14 protein-coding genes are annotated in these 19,972 nt (G+C 61.8%); 12 read left to right on the top strand and 2 right to left on the bottom strand.

Annotated elements, in window-relative coordinates; translation table 11 throughout:
• Positions 1-43: 43 nt before the first annotated feature.
• The 9 genes from M2267_RS25605 (at position 44) to exoR (ending at position 13,744) form a co-directional block, all read left to right on the top strand.
• Entirely contained in the window at positions 44-2,518 is a 2,475-nt protein-coding gene (locus tag M2267_RS25605; RefSeq protein WP_429118410.1) for a ComEC/Rec2 family competence protein, read from the top strand.
• A 183-nt stretch (positions 2,519-2,701) separates the two neighbouring features.
• Entirely contained in the window at positions 2,702-3,784 is a 1,083-nt protein-coding gene (gene exbB, locus M2267_RS25600; protein ID WP_429118408.1) for a tonB-system energizer ExbB, read from the top strand.
• Positions 3,785-3,787: 3 nt separating this feature from the next.
• Complete coding sequence (gene exbD, locus M2267_RS25595) at positions 3,788-4,213, top strand: TonB system transport protein ExbD (protein WP_034796684.1); 426 nt, start codon at positions 3,788-3,790, stop codon at positions 4,211-4,213.
• A gap of 205 nt (positions 4,214-4,418) precedes the next feature.
• Complete coding sequence (locus M2267_RS25590) at positions 4,419-5,084, top strand: protein-L-isoaspartate O-methyltransferase family protein (protein WP_043611551.1); 666 nt, start codon at positions 4,419-4,421, stop codon at positions 5,082-5,084.
• A gap of 288 nt (positions 5,085-5,372) precedes the next feature.
• Entirely contained in the window at positions 5,373-6,746 is a 1,374-nt protein-coding gene (locus M2267_RS25585) for a TolC family outer membrane protein (protein WP_043611553.1), read from the top strand.
• Between the two features lie 207 nt (positions 6,747-6,953).
• Positions 6,954-7,763 carry a DUF2497 domain-containing protein gene (locus tag M2267_RS25580; protein WP_429118404.1) on the top strand — a complete coding sequence of 270 codons (810 nt, stop codon included), beginning with the start codon at positions 6,954-6,956 and terminating at the stop codon, positions 7,761-7,763.
• A 121-nt stretch (positions 7,764-7,884) separates the two neighbouring features.
• Entirely contained in the window at positions 7,885-10,725 is a 2,841-nt protein-coding gene (locus M2267_RS25575; protein WP_429118402.1) for a valine--tRNA ligase, read from the top strand.
• A 496-nt stretch (positions 10,726-11,221) separates the two neighbouring features.
• Positions 11,222-12,469, top strand: coding sequence for an OmpP1/FadL family transporter (locus tag M2267_RS25570; RefSeq protein ID WP_429118400.1), 1,248 nt, complete (start codon positions 11,222-11,224; stop codon positions 12,467-12,469).
• 468 nt (positions 12,470-12,937) lie between these two features.
• Positions 12,938-13,744 (top strand): exopolysaccharide production regulator ExoR, encoded by an 807-nt coding sequence (exoR, locus tag M2267_RS25565; RefSeq protein WP_043611562.1) that lies wholly within the window; start codon positions 12,938-12,940, stop codon positions 13,742-13,744.
• Positions 13,745-13,821: 77 nt separating this feature from the next.
• Here exoR and xth read toward each other — a convergent pair whose 3' ends face one another.
• Positions 13,822-14,619, bottom strand: a complete 798-nt coding sequence (gene xth, locus M2267_RS25560) for an exodeoxyribonuclease III (protein ID WP_043611564.1) — start codon at positions 14,617-14,619, stop codon at positions 13,822-13,824.
• A 207-nt stretch (positions 14,620-14,826) separates the two neighbouring features.
• Here xth and M2267_RS25555 point away from each other — a divergent pair, with 207 nt between their 5' ends.
• Entirely contained in the window at positions 14,827-16,290 is a 1,464-nt protein-coding gene (locus tag M2267_RS25555; protein ID WP_429118396.1) for a phospholipase D-like domain-containing protein, read from the top strand.
• 60 nt (positions 16,291-16,350) lie between these two features.
• On the opposite strand, the gene erpA is transcribed toward M2267_RS25555, so the two are convergent.
• Positions 16,351-16,683: an iron-sulfur cluster insertion protein ErpA gene (gene erpA, locus M2267_RS25550; RefSeq protein ID WP_043611569.1), complete on the bottom strand. Its 333-nt coding sequence runs from the start codon at positions 16,681-16,683 to the stop codon at positions 16,351-16,353.
• 212 nt (positions 16,684-16,895) lie between these two features.
• Here erpA and M2267_RS25545 point away from each other — a divergent pair, with 212 nt between their 5' ends.
• The gene (locus tag M2267_RS25545) at positions 16,896-18,113 is read left to right on the top strand and encodes a deoxyguanosinetriphosphate triphosphohydrolase (protein WP_429118393.1); all 1,218 of its coding nucleotides are present in this window, start codon (positions 16,896-16,898) and stop codon (positions 18,111-18,113) included.
• Positions 18,114-18,209: 96 nt separating this feature from the next.
• Positions 18,210-19,970 (top strand): arginine--tRNA ligase, encoded by a 1,761-nt coding sequence (argS, locus tag M2267_RS25540; RefSeq protein ID WP_429118391.1) that lies wholly within the window; start codon positions 18,210-18,212, stop codon positions 19,968-19,970.
• The last annotated feature ends 2 nt before the right edge of the window (positions 19,971-19,972 follow it).

The following is a 19,972-nucleotide window of genomic DNA, read 5'->3' as shown; positions in this document are numbered from 1 at the left end:
TTGCATGATCGGCCGCGAAGTCAGGGGCTAAAGTGCGGGCGCAATGAGCGAAACGGAAATGCGGCAAGCGCCGCTCGACGTCGAACGCGGCAGCTTCGGGCTGCCCGGTTCCGACGCCGCCGTAATCGCGGCGACCGTGCCTGCAACAGGGCGGCTCCCCCTGTCTCTCCGGCCGTCGTGGCGGGCAATTACTGGCCGTACAGCCCGTTTCCGGCCTGCTGCCGTCAAGCCGGCGTTCCTCGCAGCGATCGAAGAAGAAAGGGCATTCGGTCACGGTTTTGTGTTGATCCCGGTGTTCTTGATCTTCGGTGTGCTCGCCTGGCTGGCGCTGCCCTTCGATATCCGGATTGCCAATCTTGCAGTGCTGCTGTGCATTTTCGGAATAGCAGCGCTGGCTTGTCGGTGGAAGCTGGCGCCCATGGGGCCTCCGCTCATTGCCGTGACGCTGTTCATCGCTGGCATGCTGCTGGTCGCGATCGAGACATGGCGCACCGACACGGTTGTTCTCGACGCTCCGGTCACCACGAACCTGCGGGGCACGGTCTTCTCACGCGAGCAGGATGATCGCGGCCGGTGGCGTTTCGGCCTGGAGATCGAGGAAACGAGCCGGCCAAAGCTGCGCCGTCAGCCGTTGAAGGCGACGTTGGTGACGCGGGGCTCCGGAGAGCCGTTTCCGCTCGGCGCTCTGATCGAGGGCAGGGCGCGCCTGTCTCCGCCCTCAGGCCCGGCGTTGCCCGGCCTGAACGATTTCGCCTTCGACAGTTATTTCAAGGGAATCGGCGCCGTCGGGTTTTTCTACGGCGCGCCGAAGCTATCCGAGAAGGTCGCGAGTGAAGAGGGCGGCACTGTGCCCGCGCTGCTTTCGGCGACGAAAAAGACGATGGCCGCGATGCGGGAAACGGTCGGCGAGAGGATCCGCTCGTCGATCGGCGGCGATACCGGCGCGCTTGCGGCGGCACTGGTCACCGCAGAGGAAAGGGCAATCAGCCGGGAGACCGTCGAAGTGCTGCGACAGGCTGGGTTGGCGCACGTGCTGGCGATCTCCGGCCTCAACATGGCGCTGGCAGCCGGCACCTTTCTGATCGGCGCGCGCACCGTTCTCAGCATGGTGCCGGGGCTCGCGCACCGCGTGCCGATTAAGAAGGTCGCAGCGGCCGGCGCGCTGCTAATGGTCTGCTTCTACATTCTCATCTCGGGCGGCGCCGTATCGGCACTGCGCGCCTGGATCATGATCTCGATCATGCTGGTCGCGGTGTTCTTCGATCGCATGTCAATCAGCCTGCGCAACGTTGCACTCGCTGCAATCGTCATCGTCGTGCTCATGCCCTCGGCCGTGGCCGGGCCAGGCTTCCAGATGTCCTTCGCCGCCACACTGGCGCTGGTTGCCGGCTACGGGCGCTGGCGCGAACGGCGCGCCGGCAAGGCCGAAGCGTCCGGCAGTCGCAATAAGGGGCGCCTCATCACCGGCGTGGCCGCAGGCATCCTGATCACCTCCCTCATCGGCGGTCTGGCAACGTCGGTCTATTCGATCGCCTACTTCCATAGGCTGCCGGCCTATGGCCTCATCGCAAACATTCTCACCATGCCGCTGATCAGCATCGTGATCATGCCGTTCGGCCTGTTCGCCATGCTGCTGATGCCGTTCGGGCTCGAGCATCTGCCTTTGATGGCGATGGCGTGGGGTCTCGATCGGATGCTCGACGTCGCGCGGTTCGTGACGTCGCTCGATGGCGAGGTCGTGACCGGCCGCATCGGCCCCATCGGCTTCGTGCTGATCGCGATCGGCGGTGTCTTTCTTTGCGTCCTGCGCAGTTGGCTCGCAATCTCCGGCATCGTGCTGATCTGCGCAGGCTTTCTCAGCCTGGTATTCGAAGGCGGCAGCCGGCCCGATATTGTGATCGCTGAGGACGGCCGGCTCGTCGGCTTGGTCACGGATGATGCCATCGCAACGAACCGGCCGCGCCCGCCGGATTTCATATTTTCGCAATGGCAACGGGCGCTCATCGTCGGGAAACATGAGCGGCCGGCGACGCTTCCGCCTGCGGCCGACGGTCTTTATCCGGCTATGGAACAGGCGGTCAGAAGAGCGCCGCCGATTGAGGGAGAGAAGGCTGCCGCGATCCGTGCCGATTTTTCATCGGCGATCGCGGCAAGCAAGGCAGGCAGTTTCGTCTGCCGCGACAAGCAATGGTGCGCCGCGCGAAGCGCGGTCGGCTGGACGATGGTCGCTCTCGAAAATCCACGCCTCTTTCCCGCCCTGTGTGATCAGGCAGACCTGATCGTGGTCGCTGCGCGGGTCGATGCCGAAGCGTGCGCAGGGCACAGAGGCCGCATCGTCGATGTCGGTACGCTGCGCCGCTCCGGCGCAATCGAAATCCGGGCGGAACAGCAGGAGGGGCTCAGTTCACCCGTCATGCAATTCCGGCCGGCTTTCACGACGCTTGCCCGTCCCTGGGAGCGGCATCGCACCTATGATTGGCGCAGCGGTGCCTTCGTCGAAGACCAGCCGATGCCCTGAAAACGTCGGTCCACCCTGGGCAATGGACGGTTGCGAAATTATTCTTGATTGATAAACTCCACAAATCCTTGTCATTCGGTTTTCCTTTGCGTAAACAGCCTCGGAAGCGCGCAAGGGTAGTGGCGGATGACGGCAAACCCTTCGCCCCGACACGACGAAATGGACCAGTACGTGAGGAACGAGATGCCGAGACGAGCCCGATCGACGATCAATTTGCTGGCAGCCGCAATGCTGGTCCTGTCCTCCGCAGCTTCTCCGACGGCCGCCCTGGCACAAGCGACAACGTCCGCACCCGCGGCTGACGGCACGCAGAGCGGCGCAACCGCGCCGTCCGCATCCGCGCCGGTGGCGGAAGGTCAGGGCACGGCCGCAACCGTTCCGCCGGTTGACCCGGCGACACAGGCGCAGCCGACGCTGCAAGCTCCAGCCGACACGTCGGGCGAGGGGGCTCCGGTCGCGGTTGAAGGCGCCACGACGACGGCTGAAAGCGCGCCTGCAACAGGCGAGGGCGCAGCAAGCCCGGTGCTGCCGCACGACCTTTCTCCAATCGGCATGTTCATGGCCGCCGACGTGGTGGTGAAGAGCGTGATGATTGGTCTTGCGTTGGCGTCCGTCGCCACCTGGGCGATTTTTGTGGTCAAGCTGCTGGAACTCTTTGGCGCCAAGGCGCGCCTGACGCGCGCGGTTCGCCTGCTGTCGGCTGCCAACGGCCTGGCAGACGTCAAGGGGGCCTTCGACGGCAAGTCGGGACCGGCGCCCGAAATGGTTGCCGCGGCGATCGACGAGATGGCCCGCTCGGAGGCGGTGATCGATCACGCGCCGACGGGCGGCCTTAAGGAGCGTGTTTCGTCGCTTCTGACCCGCATCGAGGTTCGCGCCGGCAAGCGCATGACAAGCGGCACCGGCATCCTGGCCTCAATCGGTTCCGTCGGCCCGTTCGTCGGTCTGTTCGGCACGGTCTGGGGGATCATGAATTCCTTCATCGGCATCAGCAAGGCGCAGACGACCAATCTGGCGATCGTGGCGCCGGGCATTGCGGAGGCGCTCCTGGCGACCGCCATCGGGCTGGTGGCGGCGATCCCGGCCGTCGTCATCTACAACTATTTTGCCCGCTCGGTCGGTGGCTACAAGGTGATTCTCGCCGATGCCGCTGCAGCCGTTGAGCGGCTTGTCAGCCGCGACCTCGACCATCGCCTGGCTCGCAAGGCGCAGCCGCGCCGCCAGGACTTCGGTCACGCCGAGACGACCATCGCAAGGATCGGGTGACCCATGGCTGGAAAAATCAGCGACGGCGGCGGCGATCTCGACGAAAACGCCGAGATCAACGTCACCCCCTTCATCGACGTCATGCTGGTGCTGCTGATCATCTTCATGGTGGCGGCGCCGCTTGCCACCGTGGACATGAAGGTCGACCTGCCGCAATCGGCCGCCAAGCCGGCCCCGCGGGACGACAAACCGGTCTTTGTGACGCTGAAGGCCGATCTGGCACTGGCGATCGGCAACGATGAAACGGCACGCGAGAGCTTTGCCGACGAGTTGAAGCGCCTGACTGAAGGCAATACCGAGACACGCGTCCTGCTGCGGGCGGACAAGGCTGTCGACTACGGCGAACTGATGACGGTGATGAACCTCATCCAAAACGCCGGCTACACCAAGATTGCCCTCGTCGGGCTGGAAGGCGCGCCGGGACGCTGATCCCGGCCGGCAATCGTGTCGCCTCCGCTGTTCGCGGTGCAATTCCCTCCCGTTTTTCCGGCGCAAATTGCCGCTGTCGCTTGAAACCGGCCGGTCGCCGATTTATGAGCTTACCTCAAAGGCTTTCCGACGGGAGCCAGTAGACGATCGTGCGTGCTTGCCCGAAACCGGGCGCCGCGCCTATCCGGACCACGAGGGCACTACCATGAATTTCGAAGCAGCGCGCACCAAGATGGTGGACAACCAGATCCGCACGACGGATGTCACGTCCCACTCGATCCTGTCCGCGTTCCTGAGCGTGCCGCGCGAGGAATTCGTGCCTGCCAAGATGAAAGAGCTCGCCTACATCGATACGGATATCGCACTCGAGGTTGCCAACGGCAACGCGCCGCGTTTCCTGATGGAGCCGTCGCCGCTCGCCAAGCTTCTCCAGCTGGCTGAAATCGCCAAGTCCGATGTCGTTCTGGAGATCGGCTGCGGCACCGGCTATGCATCCGCACTGCTGTCGCAGGTTGCAGGGTCGGTCGTCGCGCTCGAAAGCGATGAAGGCCTCGCTGCCACCGCGACCGAAACGCTGTCCCGCCTCGGCTACGACAACATCGCCGTCGTAACCGGCGAACTCGAGAAGGGATACGCCGCCGAGGCACCCTACGACGTGATCTTCGTTCACGGCTCGGTCGAAGTCCTGCCGACCGCTTTGTTCGGGCAGCTGCGCGATGGCGGGCGGCTCGTGGTCGTTGAAGGATTTGGCAATGCTTCTCGCGCTAAACTCTATGTGCACGAGCACGGAAAGACGTCCGAGCGCCCCGATTTCAACACCGCGGTCAAGCCGCTCCCCGGCTTCCGTCGTGCACAGGAATTTGTTTTTTGAGGTCCCACTTATTGAGGGATATCAACAATTAAATGCGCTGCTAAAATAACAATGTTGCCAATTCGCAACGGGGTACTTGTTTCTTTTTGAAATGGCTGCGCAGAGTATGGCTGCCCAGTTGTCGGAATGCTGATTCCGGGTTTCAAAGAGTGCAGTGGTAGTGATTTGCTCACCAGTGGGCGGTGTGAGCGCTTCATCGCCGTGTCTAGTTGGGGTCGCTTTTTGCAAAAAGAGCGGCGCCGCGGAAATAGAGGGCAGGCTTTGCCGCCCCGATCGGAGAGAGAAGTAATGGTGTCGATTGTCCGCAAAGCGGCCCTCATGGCCGCCGTTTCGACAAGCTTGCTGCTTGCACCGCAAGCAGTACTGGCCGAGACGATCTTCGGCGCAATGGCCAAAGCCTACGCAAACAACCCTGACCTGAACGCCGCGCGGGCCGGCCTCAGGGCGACCGATGAGAGTGTGCCGATCGCCAAGTCTGGCTTTCGCCCCCAGGTGGCGGCCTTCGCGTCCGGAACGCTTTCGACCATCGACAGGGAAAAGACCCTGAGCCAAGACATCCACCAGGGACAGGTCGGCATCACCGTAAACCAGATGGTGTTTGACGGCTTTCAGACACTGAACAATGTTCGCGCCGCCGAATCGAACGTGTTTGCAACCCGCGAATCGCTGCGTGCCAACGAGATATCGATCCTCCTTTCGGCCGCGACGATCTATTCCAACATCGCGCGCGACCAGCAGCTCGTATCGATCCGCAAGCAGAACATCGCCTTCCTTCAGGAGCAGGTGAACGCGGCCAAGGCCCGCCTCGACGTGGGCGAAGGCACCCGCACGGACGTGAGCCTCGCCGAAGCGTCGCTGGCCAACGCGCAGTCGCAGCTGATCGTCGCCGTCGCTCAGCTGAAGCAGAGCGAAGCGACCTATGTGCAGATCGTCGGTGATGTGCCGCGGGGCATCAAGCAGGCTTCGCCGGCTCAAAAGGCCCTGCCGCGTTCGCTCGATCAGGCCGTCGCGACCGGGCTGCGCGAAAGCCCGATCATTCTGTCGGCACAGTACTCCGTTGATTCGGCCGGTTATCAGGTCAAGTCGGCCGAAGGCACGATGCTCCCGGGCGTGACGCTGCAGGGTCAGGTCGGTCGCACCACCGGCAACGCCGGCGAGCTTGGTCTGGACACCAACAGCTCCAGCATCACCGCTCGCCTTGAGGTTCCGATCTACCAGGGCGGTGCCGAATACGGCCAGATCCGCCAGGCGAAGGAACGTCTGGGTCAGCAGCGCATCCTCGTCGATTCCGCTCGCGCTTCGGTGCAGCAGACCATCGTCTCCGCCTATGCTCAGCTGGAAGCCGCGATTGCGCGCATCTCTGCTAACAAGGCGCAGATTTCCGCTGCCAAGCTGGCGCTCGATGGTGTGATCGAAGAGCGCAAGGTCGGCCAGCGCACGACCCTCGACGTACTCGATTCGCAGCAGGACGTGCTTCAGGCGCAGGAACTCCTCGCTCTGGCGCAACGCGACGCCGTTGTCGCCAGCTATTCGCTGCTTGCGGCCTCCGCGCGGCTGACGGTCAAGGACCAGGGGCTTCAGGTCGCGGAATATCGCTCCGAGGAGCACTACGAGGCGGTCAAGGACAAGTGGATCGGCCTGCGGACCGTGGACGGTCGCTAAGAGCGTCCTCTCGTCTTTCCATAAATTAGAGCGCGCCCCGGTATCCCCGGGGCGTTTCTATTTTTTTCCCTGAAAACAAATCTGTGCAAGAATCCGGGGGACTGATTCGTGGCGTTTGTTTCGTCCACGAACTCACTTAAGGTTTGTCGGAAATCGGCGCATGTCCAGTTTTGGAACACATGTCTGCCGCGTCAAACGAGGATGGAAATGGCACAGCTCAATGTCGCGCGTGAACCGTCGATGGATGAAATCCTGGCATCCATTCGCAAGATCATTGAGAGCAACGAACCCGGCCAGGCCGGATTCGCGCCGCAGGAGCAGTTCGAGGACGAGGCCAGCGACGAGATCGAGCTGACCATCGACAGCGAGATCGAGACGATCGCCTTTGGCCGACGCGATGAGCGGGACGAGCCCCCCAAGTCGGCCTCCGTCGCGCCGGCCGTGGACAGCCCGGCGGTACAGACGGAGCCGTCGTCGGCAGCACAGCCGCCGCTTTCGCTGGCCGATGTCGCGGCGCGAGTTCGGGCCGCCTCCGAGCGTCATGCCACGGGTTTTCCCGCACGGGAGGTTCAGCCTGCGCCGCAGGTCGTCGCCATTCAAGACAGCCCTGTCGTCACCTCGCGCATGGCCGCGGTTTCTGCCCCGAAAGCGCCGGTGATCGAGCCGGTTGCCGAGGTTGAGGCGCCGGCCGAGCCGGAGGTCGCCCCGCCCCTGCCAGTCGAACTACCGGAAGTTTTAAGCGCGATTCCGCCCGTGGCAGCCGTCGCGCTGGATGCGCCCGCGCCGGAGACGGCACTTGCGGCGATCGTCTCCCCGGAGGTCGGCCGCAAGGTCGCTCAGTCCTTCGGCGACCTTGCCCACGCAGTGGATCAGGGGTCGCGACGTTCCTTTGATGAAATTGCCGAGGCGATGCTGCGGCCGATGCTGCAGGAATGGCTCGACGACAATCTTCCGACGCTTGTCGAGCGGCTCGTTCGCGAGGAGATCGAGCGGGTTGCACGCGGCCCTCGGCGCTAAAAGCCGAAGCCGAACATCAAGGAAGCCGCGCGATCGTCGCGGCTTTTTGCGTTCATGTTGACTTGCACCGGCCGTTCTTGTTTACAAGACGCTGACATCAATCTCGTAAATTGGCTCCAAAATGCTTGATAAGACCTACGATTCCGCATCCGTCGACCCGCGTATCGCCAAGAAGTGGGACGAAGAAAACGCGTTTCGTGCAGGGGCGGGTGCCAAGCCCGGCGCCGACAGTTTCTGCATCGTGATCCCGCCGCCGAACGTGACGGGTTCGCTGCACATGGGCCACGCGCTCAACAACACGCTGCAGGACGTGCTGGTTCGCTTTGAACGCATGCGCGGCAAGGACGTGTTGTGGCAGCCGGGCATGGACCATGCCGGCATCGCGACCCAGATGGTCGTCGAGCGCAAGCTGATGGAGAGCCAGCAGCATCGCCGGCAGATGGGCCGCGAAGCCTTCATCGAGAAGGTCTGGGAATGGAAAGCCGAATCGGGCGGGCTCATCTTCAACCAGTTGAAGCGGCTCGGCGCGTCGTGTGACTGGTCGCGCGAACGCTTCACCATGGACGAAGGGCTGTCCGAGGCCGTTCTTGAGGTCTTCGTTTCGCTCTACAAGGAAGGCCTGATCTACAAGGACAAGCGCCTGGTCAACTGGGACCCGAAGCTTCTGACCGCGATATCGGATCTGGAAGTCGAGCAGCACGAGATCAACGGCAACCTCTGGCACCTGCGTTATCCGCTCGAGCCCGGCGTCACCTTCGACTATCCGGTTGCCTTCGATGAAGACGGCAAGGCGACCGAGTGGGAAAAGCGCGATTATCTCGTCGTTGCCACCACCCGGCCCGAAACCATGCTCGGAGACAGCGGCATTGCCGTCAATCCCGAGGATGAGCGCTACAAGCCGCTGATCGGCAAGCACGTCATCCTGCCGATCGTCGGTCGCCGCATTCCGGTCGTTGCCGACGACTACGCGGACCCGACCGCCGGCACCGGCGCGGTGAAGATCACACCTGCGCATGATTTCAACGACTTTGACGTCGGCAAGCGCGCCGGTCTGCGCGCGATCAGCATCATGACGATCGAAGGGCGCATCACCATCAAGGACAACGAGGATTTCCTCGAAGGGCTTAACGATCCGGCTGCCCTGCATGGCGCCTGGGACGAACTCGAAGGCAAGGACCGCTTCGAAGCGCGCAAGATCATCGTCCGCATCTTCGAAGAGGCGGGCCTGCTCGACAAGATCGAGCCGCACAAGCACATGGTTCCCCATGGCGATCGCGGCGGCGTGCCGATAGAGCCGCGCCTGACGGAACAATGGTACGTCGACGCGAAGACGCTGGCGAAGCCGGCGATCGCCGCGGTCAAGGAAGGCCGGACCAACTTCGTTCCCAAGAACTGGGAGAAGACCTACTACGAGTGGATGGAAAACATCCAGCCCTGGTGCGTTTCGCGCCAGCTCTGGTGGGGGCATCAGATTCCGGCTTGGTACGGTCCGGACGGCCAGGTCTTTGTCGAAAAGACTGAGGAAGAGGCGCTGCACGCGGCGATCCAGCACTATCTGGCGCATGAAGGCCCGATGAAGGCCTATGTCGAGGACTTGCTCGAGAACTTCAAGCCGGGCGAAATCCTGACGCGCGACGAAGACGTTCTCGACACCTGGTTCTCCTCGGCGCTCTGGCCGTTCTCCACGCTCGGCTGGCCGAACGAGACGCCGGAACTGGAGAAGTATTACCAGACCGACGTGCTGGTCACCGGTTTCGACATCATCTTCTTCTGGGTCGCCCGGATGATGATGATGGGCCTGCATTTCATGAAGGATGCCGACGGTACCCCGGTCGAGCCGTTCCATACGGTCTATGTCCATGCGCTCGTTCGCGACAAGAACGGCCAGAAGATGTCGAAGTCGAAGGGCAACGTCATCGATCCGCTAGAACTGATCGACGAATACGGCGCCGACGCCCTGCGCTTCACGCTGGCGATCATGGCCGCCCAGGGACGCGACGTGAAACTCGACCCGGCCCGTATCGCCGGCTATCGCAACTTCGGCACCAAGCTATGGAACGCGACGCGCTTTGCCCAGATGAATGGCGTTACCAGCAGCGATGGCTTCATTCCCGAAGCCTCGTCGCTCACCGTCAACCGCTGGATCCTGACGGAACTGTCGCGCACCATCCGGGACGTTACCGAGGCGCTCGATGCCTATCGCTTCAACGACGCGGCCGGCAGCCTCTACCGGTTCGTCTGGAACCAGTTCTGCGACTGGTATCTCGAACTGCTGAAGCCGATCTTCGGTGGCGAGGACGAAGCGGCAAAACGCGAGTCGCAGGCTTGCGTCGCCTATGTTCTCGACGAGATCTACAAGCTGCTGCACCCGTTCATGCCGTTCATGACGGAAGAGCTCTGGGCGCAGACGGCGGGTGAGGGGCAGGAGCGCTCGACGTTGCTGTGCCACGCCGAATGGCCGGCGCCGTCCTATGCCGATGACACGGCGGCCGACGAGATCAACTGGCTGATCGATCTGGTCTCCGGCATTCGTTCGGTCCGTTCGGAGATGAACGTTCCGCCGGCGGCAACGGCGCCCTTAATCGTGGTCGGCGCCAACAACCTGACGCGCGAGCGGCTGCAGCAGCATGCCCAGGCGATCGGGCGCCTGGCGCGTGTCGAGCATATCGATCACGCCACTGTCGCCCCGCGCGGCAGCGCCCAGATCGTCGTTGGCGAGGCAACGGCCTGCCTGCCGCTCGGAAACCTGATTGACCTCTCGGCCGAGAAAGCGCGGCTTGAGAAGGCGATCGCCAAGGTGGAAGCCGAGCGCGAGCGTATCCTCGGCAAGCTGGCAAACGAGAAGTTTGTCGCCAACGCCAAGCCGGAGCTGGTCGAAGCGGAACGTGAGCGTCTCGTCGAACTCGATCTCCAGAAGGAATCGCTGAGCGTTGCGCTGACGCGCGTCGCCGAGGCCGGCTGAGGCGAGAAATTCGCCGGGAACGACGCGGGCGTTCAAGGGAATGCGCGACGGTCAAGAATCGAAATCCGCGGCAGAAATGCCGCGGATTTTTATTTTAGAAATACAAGATAAACTTCCGCCTATCGAGATTTGGCATTGATTCGATCAATTGAATCCGCTGGGCGAGCGATTAAGCGCGCGTGGTGTTTGAACGGAACTTCAACGGAGTTTTTCGTCGTTCTACCGCAAAAAGCGATAATGTTGTTCTGGTGACACAGGTTTTCGATGGTTTGGAAATCCATTCTAATTTAGTGGATTTCATCCATGATTTTAGAAAAATGGTTCCGATCTGGCGCCATTGTGGCTAAATCATGAGAATCTTACGTAAATTCTGTGACCGATCGAGCGTGCTACCTGCTAGATCTCGCATTTGCGATTTCACGGGATCGTGAGAATACTTCGGCCCACACGACATGAGGTGGAATGTCGCAGTTTGCAGTGCAGGGGGAGGAGCTGGATGGCTCACATGAATTTCAAGCGGGGTGTTCTGTCGGTAGCAGCGGGTTTGCTGTTCGCGTCGGCAGCGCACGCGGGCGGTCTTGAGCGCGGTGGTTACAACATCGATCTGCTGTTCGACCCGTCAGATTACGCCGCCGAAGCGTCGGCGACCTATGTTAATCCGCAACGCGAATTGAACAACGTTCAGGATATCAATCCGGCTAACGGCAGACCCGGTGGTCCGACCGATGGCGTTCGCGATACCGAGAGCTATTGGGTGCCGCGCGTTGGCATCAAGGCTGCGATCGGTGAAGGCTTTGACTGTATGGCTGACTATTCGCAGCCCTGGGGCGCACATTCTAAGCCCGGTGTGAACTGGGCTGGCGCCAACGACAACAGCGAAACCAAGGTCGAAAGCGACAACTACGCGGCGACCTGCTCCTATAAATGGGCAGTGGGGCCGGGGCAGTTCCGCGTCATTGGTGGTGTCTTCTATCAGGAAGTCGGCGGCTTCAAGGAGCGTCTGGTTTCGCCGGCGATCCCCGCGGCTGGATTGAGCGGTGTTGGGCGTCTGGATCTTGAGGGCACCGGTTGGGGATGGCGCGCGGGCGTCGGCTATGAAATCCCGGAATATGCTGTGCGCGCCAGCTTGGTCTATAACAGCGCCGTCGACCTCGATGACCTGTCGGGTTCGATCGATCTGCGCAATGTAGCGCTTGCGGTTATACCCGGCTCGCCGCCGCGTCCGGTTGTTGGCACGAAGTATGACGTATTCGGCAATGCTTCCATGCCAGACTCTCTCGAGTTCAAGATACAGTCCGGCATTGCGCCGGACTGGGTGGCGTTCGGCTCGGTCAAGTGGACCGATTGGAGCCAACTCCAAGTCCTGAATTTCTGCCCGGCTGTTCGCGATCCGCGCACGCCCTGCACCAGCCTCAACCTGCTGTACCGCGACGGCTGGACGATCTCGGGCGGGGTCGGCCATAAATTTACCGACAAGCTCAGCGGTGCGGCCAGCATCACTTGGGACCGAGGCACTAGCCACGGCTTCGGCACGCAGACTGACACCTGGACCTTCGGTACCGGTCTTTCCTACGCCGCTTCAGAGAACCTCGAGTTTCGACTTGCAGGCGCAGTCGGCATCCTGACGGGCGGCAGTTCAGGTCCGCAAACCTTCAACGGTGAGCAGGTAGGGACCGACGTGAAGTATGATTTCGACGACGATTTCTTCGCCGCCGTCTCGACTTCGATCAAAGTGAAGTTCTGATCCTTCGTCATCTGATCCTGCAAGGCCCGGTTTTTACCGGGCCTTTCTTTTGTGTGGAGCCCCTTAACCACGCGTCCGCACTGTCCCGCAATGTGACGATTCAGCAACACTTTTAATGCTAGAGTTTGCTAGGATCAGACTCGTTCCGGCTATGTCCATTTCCCGCCACAAACAGGGAGCAGCGATATAGGAACAAGCCTGCAATGTGAGTGTTGTACCTGCAGCGTTTGGGGCGAAATGAAACTTGGATCGACGACCGTCATGACAGATGTGGCCTGCGGCACGCCAGTGCAAGTGGTCCATTAAAATGACAGCTTCGGGAACTATGTCGAAGTTTCATTGTGGAAAGGTTGCGTCGGCTTTGTCGGCGAAGTTGGTGAAGTTCGCGGCGGTGGGTCGTCCGGGCTTGTGTGTTTGCAGCGGTGATGGGTTCGGCGTGGCCGGCTGGAACGGAAGAATTAGACTGTGATGCTTGCGGGTGAACTAAAGTCACTAAAGGTTGCGATACTCGGCGTGTCGCTGGCGGTCTGTGGGACCCTCGCCATGCCGGCCTACGCTTTTGATCCCGGTGCGGGCGTCACCAAGGAATCGGGTCCTTTCGCCCTCTTCAAGTTCGGGTTTTCCGCCTACAAGAATGGCCGCAAGGACGAGGCCGTAGAAGCTTACAAATACGCGGCCGAGAAGGGCCACACCGGCTCCCGCTGGGCTCTCGCCAACATGTACGCCTATGGCGACGGTGTCGCCGAGAACGACCTCGAAGCCTTCAAGATCTACAGCGAAATCGCCCAGCAGGGCGTAGAGCCGGGCTCGGAAGACACCGGTTACTTCGTCAACGCGTTGATCTCCCTTGCCGGCTATTATCGCCGTGGTATTCCCGACAGCCCGATCAAGTCCGACATGTCCCAGGCGCGCCAGCTCTATTTCCAGGCGGCATCGACCTTCGGCGTCGCCGAGGCGCAGTTCCAGCTCGCGCGCATGCTCTTGTCAGGCGAGGGCGGTAGCGTGAATGTTCAGCAGGCCAAGAAGTGGCTCAACCGTGCGCGCAAGAGCGGTCACGCCGGCGCCATGGGTGTCTTTGGCAACGTGATTTTCCAGGAAGGCCAGACCGTTCGTGGTCTTGCGTTCATGACCGCAGCGCTCGATCAGTGTTCGCCGAAGGATCGGCCCTGGATGCAGTCGATGCAGGAGCAGGCCTTCTCGCTTGCCAGCGAGGACGATCGGCGCACGGCCATCGCACTGTCGCAGAACCTGCATATGCAGGGCGACGACGACTGATTGTTTCGTCGGACGATCCCCAAACCGGCCCGGCCCAGGGATCATTCTCCGCATAGTAAGATCTGGAACAACGCGCCTTAGGCCGAAGCGGACGCGAACGAAAACGTCCCGATGACGGGCACGTGGTCCGAGGGCTTCTCCCAGGCGCGGACATGTTTGTCGATGGATGTCGAGACCAGGCGGTCGGTTGCCTCCGGCGACAGCATCAGATGGTCGATGCGTATGCCGAAATTCTTCGGCCAGCAGCCGGCCTGATAATCCCAGAACGTATAGAGCGGCACAGCGTCCGACGTCGCGCGCACCGCGTCGGTGAAGCCGAGATTGCGCAGCCGGCGAAATGCCGCGCGCGTTTCCGGCAGGAAGAGGGCGTCGTTCTGCCAGACCCGGATGTCCCAGCAGTCGTGTTCTTCAGGGATGACGTTGTAGTCGCCGGCAAGGATGAAGGGTTCTTCGAGCAACAGGCGCTGCTTCGCATAGGCCTCAAGCCGGCGCATCCAGGCGAGCTTGTAGGGGTACTTCTCGCTGTCGACGGGATTTCCGTTCGGAAGGTAGAGCGAGCAGACGCGAATCACGCCGCCTTCGACCGAGAAGACACCTTCGATGAACCGTGACTGTTCGTCCGTATCGTCCCCAGGCAGGCCCCGGTTGACCTCGTCCGGCCGCAGCTTGGAAAGCAGCGCGACGCCATTGAAGCCCTTCTGGCCGTGTGTTTCGACATGATAGCCGAGCGCCTCGATCTCGAGGCGCGGAAAGCCGTCGTCCACCGACTTGATTTCCTGCAGGCAGACGATATCCGGCCCGCTTTCCTTCAGCCAGGCCAACAGGCTGTCGATTCGCGCCTTGACGCCATTGATGTTCCAGGTGGCAATCTTCATGGCTCGAAACGCCCTTCCATGTCGGTTAAGTCCTTGGCGGGCTCATTTCTAGCCGCTCCGGATTCTTTTGACAAATCCGCTACCTGCGGGTTTTCAACAGCGCGCGCGAAGCGCGCCGGCGCTTCTTATCGGGGCAGCGGCGGTCGATACGGTATACGCTTCAGGCGCCGAATTGATTCCGCCCGATGGCCGGCTATAGTCCCGCCCATGATCGATCTCGTGCAGAATTATTGGCCGCATATCCTGGCGCTCCTGTCCTTCGCGCTTGGCATCCCCGCGGCCATTCATGCCGCGATGACGAAGGACGACGTGCGCGCCGCGGCCGGCTGGGTCGGTGTCGTCTTGCTTTCGCCGATCGTCGGCGCACTGATCTACGCCGTTGGCGGCATCAACCGCATCAGGCGCTCCTCGATCGGCTCGCAGCGCGCGCTGTTGCGCGGGCAGGGGCCGGATCAGTTCGGCCACTTCGACGTGTCGGACGCTGACATAGCGGTGCGGTTCGGCGACCGGTTTGCGGCGATGAAGATCCTCGGCGACCGCGTTTCGCGCCATCGCATGTGCACGGGCAATCGCATATCGGTGCTCGCCGGCGGCGATGCCGCCTATGCCGCGATGTTGGAAGCGATCGCTGGCGCGCGGCGCTCGATCCTGCTCGAAAGCTATATCTTCGATCGCGACGTCATCGGCCTGCGCTTTGCCGACGCTCTGATCGCGGCCGTGGCGCGCGGCGTCGAGGTGCGGGTGCTGATCGACGCCGTTGGCGCGCGTTACTCGGTGCCGAGCATTGTCGGGTACCTGGAGGCGGCAGGCGTTCCGACGGCGGTGTTCAACGGCAACATTATCATGGGGCTACGGCTGCCCTATGCCAACCTGCGCACGCACCGCAAGATCCTCGTGGTCGACGGTCAGGTTGCCTTTGCCGGCGGCATGAACATCCGGGTGGGCTTCACCAGTGATATCGCCGGTCAGTCACCGGCGCAGGACACGCATTTCCGCATGCTCGGGCCGGTGGTCGCCGATATCTTCCAGGTCTCGGCCGAAGATTGGCAATTCTCAAGCGGCGAGGTTTTGGCGGGTCCCGCCTGGGCGATCGAAGAGGCGCCGCTGCCGGCCGAGGCGCCGTCGGTGTTGATGCGAGCCGTGCCATCCGGGCCGGACGCCACCAACGAGACCAATCACAAGATGCTCATGGGGGCGTTTTCGGTCGCGCAGAAGAACATCCGGGTGATGTCGCCCTATTTCCTGCCGGACCGCGAGCTCATCAGCGCGCTCGTCACGGCCGCGCGCCGCGGCGTCGAGGTGGATGTCATCGTTCCCGCGGTCAACAATCTGCTACTGGTCGACAGGGCGATGACTGCGCAGTTCGATCAGGTGCTGAAGGGCCATTGTCGCGTGTGGCGGGCGAAGGGGGCTTTCAACCACTCCAAGCTTTTGACCGTGGACGACCGCTGGGCCTACGTCGGGTCCACCAATCTCGACCCACGCTCCTTGCGGCTTAATTTCGAGTTCGACCTTGAGGTTCTCGACCAAGGGTTCGCCGAGGCGATCAATCGCACGATCTCCGACATTCTCGCCTCAGCGGAGCCGGTCACGCTCGAAAGGCTGCGCAAGAAGTCCTTCGCCGATCGATTGGCGAACCGCATTCTCTGGCTGGGATCGCCCTATCTCTGACGCAAACGGCTCCGTTCGTGGTTGAAACGGAGCCGGCTAAGAAGGCGTGAGGCGCTGGCGTCAGATGGAGAAACTCGTTCCGCATCCGCAGCTTGCAACCGCATTCGGATTCTTGATCTGAAACGACTGGCCGAGCAGGTTGTCGACGAAGTCGATTTCCGAGCCGCCCATATAGACAAGCGACAGGCTGTCGATCAGCACCTTGGCCTCGTGCTTTTCCAGGACCAGGTCGTCATCATTGCTGCTGTCGACCAGGTCGAACTTGTAGGAAAAGCCCGAGCAGCCGCCGCCCTCGACGGACACCCTCATGGCGTTGTTGTGGCTGTCGGAACGCAGGATCGTGGCGATCCGCTTCGCTGCAGCATCCGAGAGGGTCACGGTTTCATGCGTCATATCTGCCTCCTGCCGGGGTCAAGAACCGGAGAGAATTGCCCTATATTCAAGCACGCGATCTGGCCGGTTTCGGGGCTTTATTCAAGACCGGCGGCCAAGCCGTTGCTTCCGCTTGCGGAATCGGTCGATCTTGCATCACGCGTTTCCGTAGCTTTCACTATAGGTATGAAGGCTTGAATGCCCCGTCAATGGGACGACGAATTAGGTGGAAGATGACATTCGACAAAAATGCGCTCGGCTTCGGTTATGGTGAACATGCGCCGTTCGCGTCGAATCCCTGGATGACACGCGGCCGGCTCTTTCCCGAAGCGACGAGCGCGACGCGCTCCGATTTTCAGCGCGACCGCGACCGCATCGTGCACACCACGGCGTTTCGCCGCCTGAAGCACAAGACGCAGGTCTTCATTGCCGCCGACGGCGATCACTACCGCACCCGCCTGACGCACACGATCGAGGTGGCGCAGATCGCCCGGGCTCTGGCGCGCGCGCTCAAGCTCGACGAAGATCTGGCCGAGGGCGTCGCTCTCGTGCACGATTTCGGCCACACGCCCTTTGGCCATACGGGCGAGGATGCCCTTCACGACATGCTGAAGCCCTATGGCGGCTTCGATCACAATGCCCAGTCGCTGCGCATCGTCACCAAGCTCGAGCGGCGCTACGCCGAGTTCGATGGGCTGAACCTGACCTGGGAAAGCCTGGAAGGCCTCGTCAAGCACAATGGGCCGTTGCTGACTGCAGACGGTGAGGGCACCCGTGGGCCGGTACCGCAGCCGATCCTTGATTATTGCGCGCTGCATGATCTGGAACTGGCGAGCTTTGCGAGCCTCGAGGCGCAGGTCGCGGCCATCGCCGACGATATCGCCTACAACACCCATGACATCGACGACGGCTTGCGGGCCGGCTATCTCACCTTTGAAATGCTCGAGGACGTGCCGTTTCTCGCGCGCCTGATGCGCGAGGTTCACGACCGTTATCCCGGTCTTGAAAGCAGCCGCTTCACGCATGAGATCATGCGCCGGCAGATCACGGCGATGGTCGAGGACGTGATCGGCGTCGCGCAACAGCGCATCGGCGAGATACGCCCGCAGAGCGCTGCTGATGTGCGCCAGGCCGGCACCGTGATGGCGACCTTCTCCGAGGAGATGGGCGAGACGGACAAGCAGATCAAGCGCCTGCTGATGACCCGGATCTACCGGCACCCGGAAGTCATGCGCGTGCGCGAAAATGCCGCCTCGATCGTCTGCGATCTCTACCATGCCTTCATGGACGACCCGCAGCTGATGCGGGAGCACTATTGGATCGACCAGATTGCCGGCATGGCGGAGCCGGCGCGGGCGCGGCACGTCGGCGACTACCTCGCCGGCATGACTGACACTTTTGCGATCAGCGTGCACAAGCGCTTGTTTGACCATACGCCCGATTTGCGCTAGGGACGCCCCGCCCGGAGGCTTACGGTTCGGCCGAACCGAGCCTCCTTTTTGAGTTTTGCGCCGGTCACTCGTGGCCGGGAAAAGCGGACGGATCAGATGAATCTCTTCACGGACTTCGAATCAAGAATTAAGGACATTCTCGAAACGCTTGAAAGCGTTCGAGAAAAGCGATCCGAGCTTGACTTCGGCCGTGTCAACGTCGAGCCGCCGCGCGATCCGAGCCATGGTGATGTTGCGACCAATGCTGCGATGGTGCTGGCAAAGCCGCTCGGCATGAACCCGCGCGCGCTTGCCGAACTCATCGTCGAGAAGCTCAAGCAGGACCCGGAAGTCACCGACGTTTCCGTTGCCGGTCCGGGCTTCATCAACGTCCGCCTTTCGGTTTCCTACTGGCAGAAGCTGCTGTCGGACATGGCGCGTGCGGGCGTCGACTACGGCCGCAGCGCACTCGGTGGTGGCCGCAAGGTCAACGTCGAATACGTATCGGCCAACCCGACCGGCCCGATGCATGTCGGCCATTGCCGTGGCGCCGTTGTCGGCGACGCGCTGGCCAACCTTCTGGCCTTCTCCGGCTATGAGGTCACCAAGGAATACTACATCAACGATGCGGGGTCGCAGATCGACGTTCTCGCGCGGTCGGCATTCCTGCGTTATCGCCAGGCTCTTGGTGAAGAGATCGGCGAGATCCCGCCCGGCCTTTATCCGGGCGATTATCTCGTGCCGGTCGGCGAGGCGCTCGCCGACGAATACGGCACCAGCCTTCGACTGATGCCCGAAGACAAGTGGATGCCGCTCGTCAAGGACCGGACGATCGACGCGATGATGGCGATGATCCGCGAGGATCTCGCGGCGCTGAACGTCAATCACGACGTCTTCTTCTCCGAGCGCACGCTGCACGCGAACGGTGCTGCCGCCATCCGCACCGCGATCAACGACCTGACCTTCAAGGGTCACGTCTACAAGGGCACGCTGCCGCCGCCGAAGGGGCAGTTGCCGGAAGACTGGGAAGATCGCGAGCAGACGCTGTTCCGCTCGACCGAGGTTGGTGACGATATCGACCGGCCGCTGATCAAGTCGGACGGCAGCTATACTTACTTCGCCGCCGACGTTGCCTATTTCAAGGACAAGTTCGACCGCGGCTTCGACGAGATGATCTATGTGCTCGGCGCCGACCATGGCGGCTACGTCAAGCGCCTGGAAGCGCTGGCGCGGGCTGTTTCCGGCGGTTCGTCGAAGCTCACGGTTCTGTTGTGCCAACTGGTCAAGCTCTTCCGCGACGGCGAGCCGGTGAAGATGTCGAAGCGCTCCGGCGACTTCGTCACGCTGCGCGACGTCGTCGATGAAGTCGGCCGCGATCCGGTTCGTTTCATGATGATCTACCGGAAGAACTCGGAACCGCTCGACTTCGACTTTGCTAAAGTAACAGAACAGTCGAAGGATAACCCGGTCTTCTACGTGCAGTATGCGCATGCGCGCTGCCGCTCGGTCTTCCGCCAGGCTGCGGAAGCATTCCCGGACCTGAACCTCGAATCGGTCGATCTCGCCAGTGCCGTTCTGGGCCAGATCTCGGATCCGGCGGAGCTGCAGCTTGTCGCGAAGCTCGCAGAATATCCGCGAGTCATCGAGGCTGCGGCGCAGGCTCAGGAGCCGCATCGCATCGCGTTTTACCTGTATGATCTTGCCGCCGCCTTCCACGGTCATTGGAACAAAGGTAAAGAGAATCCAGAATTACGTTTTGTTAACGATAAAAATAGAGAATTAAGTACTGCCAGACTCGGGCTGGTGCATGCTGTCGCTTCGGTATTGAAATCCGGCCTGTCTATTACAGGCACCTCCGCACCGGAGGAAATGCGATAAGT

Source organism: Ensifer sp. KUDG1, from assembly GCF_050434285.1.
Classification (GTDB): Bacteria; Pseudomonadota; Alphaproteobacteria; order Rhizobiales; family Rhizobiaceae; genus Ensifer.
The sequence above is the reverse complement of the archived record's forward strand: the minus strand, read 5'-3'. Positions and strand labels throughout refer to the sequence as shown.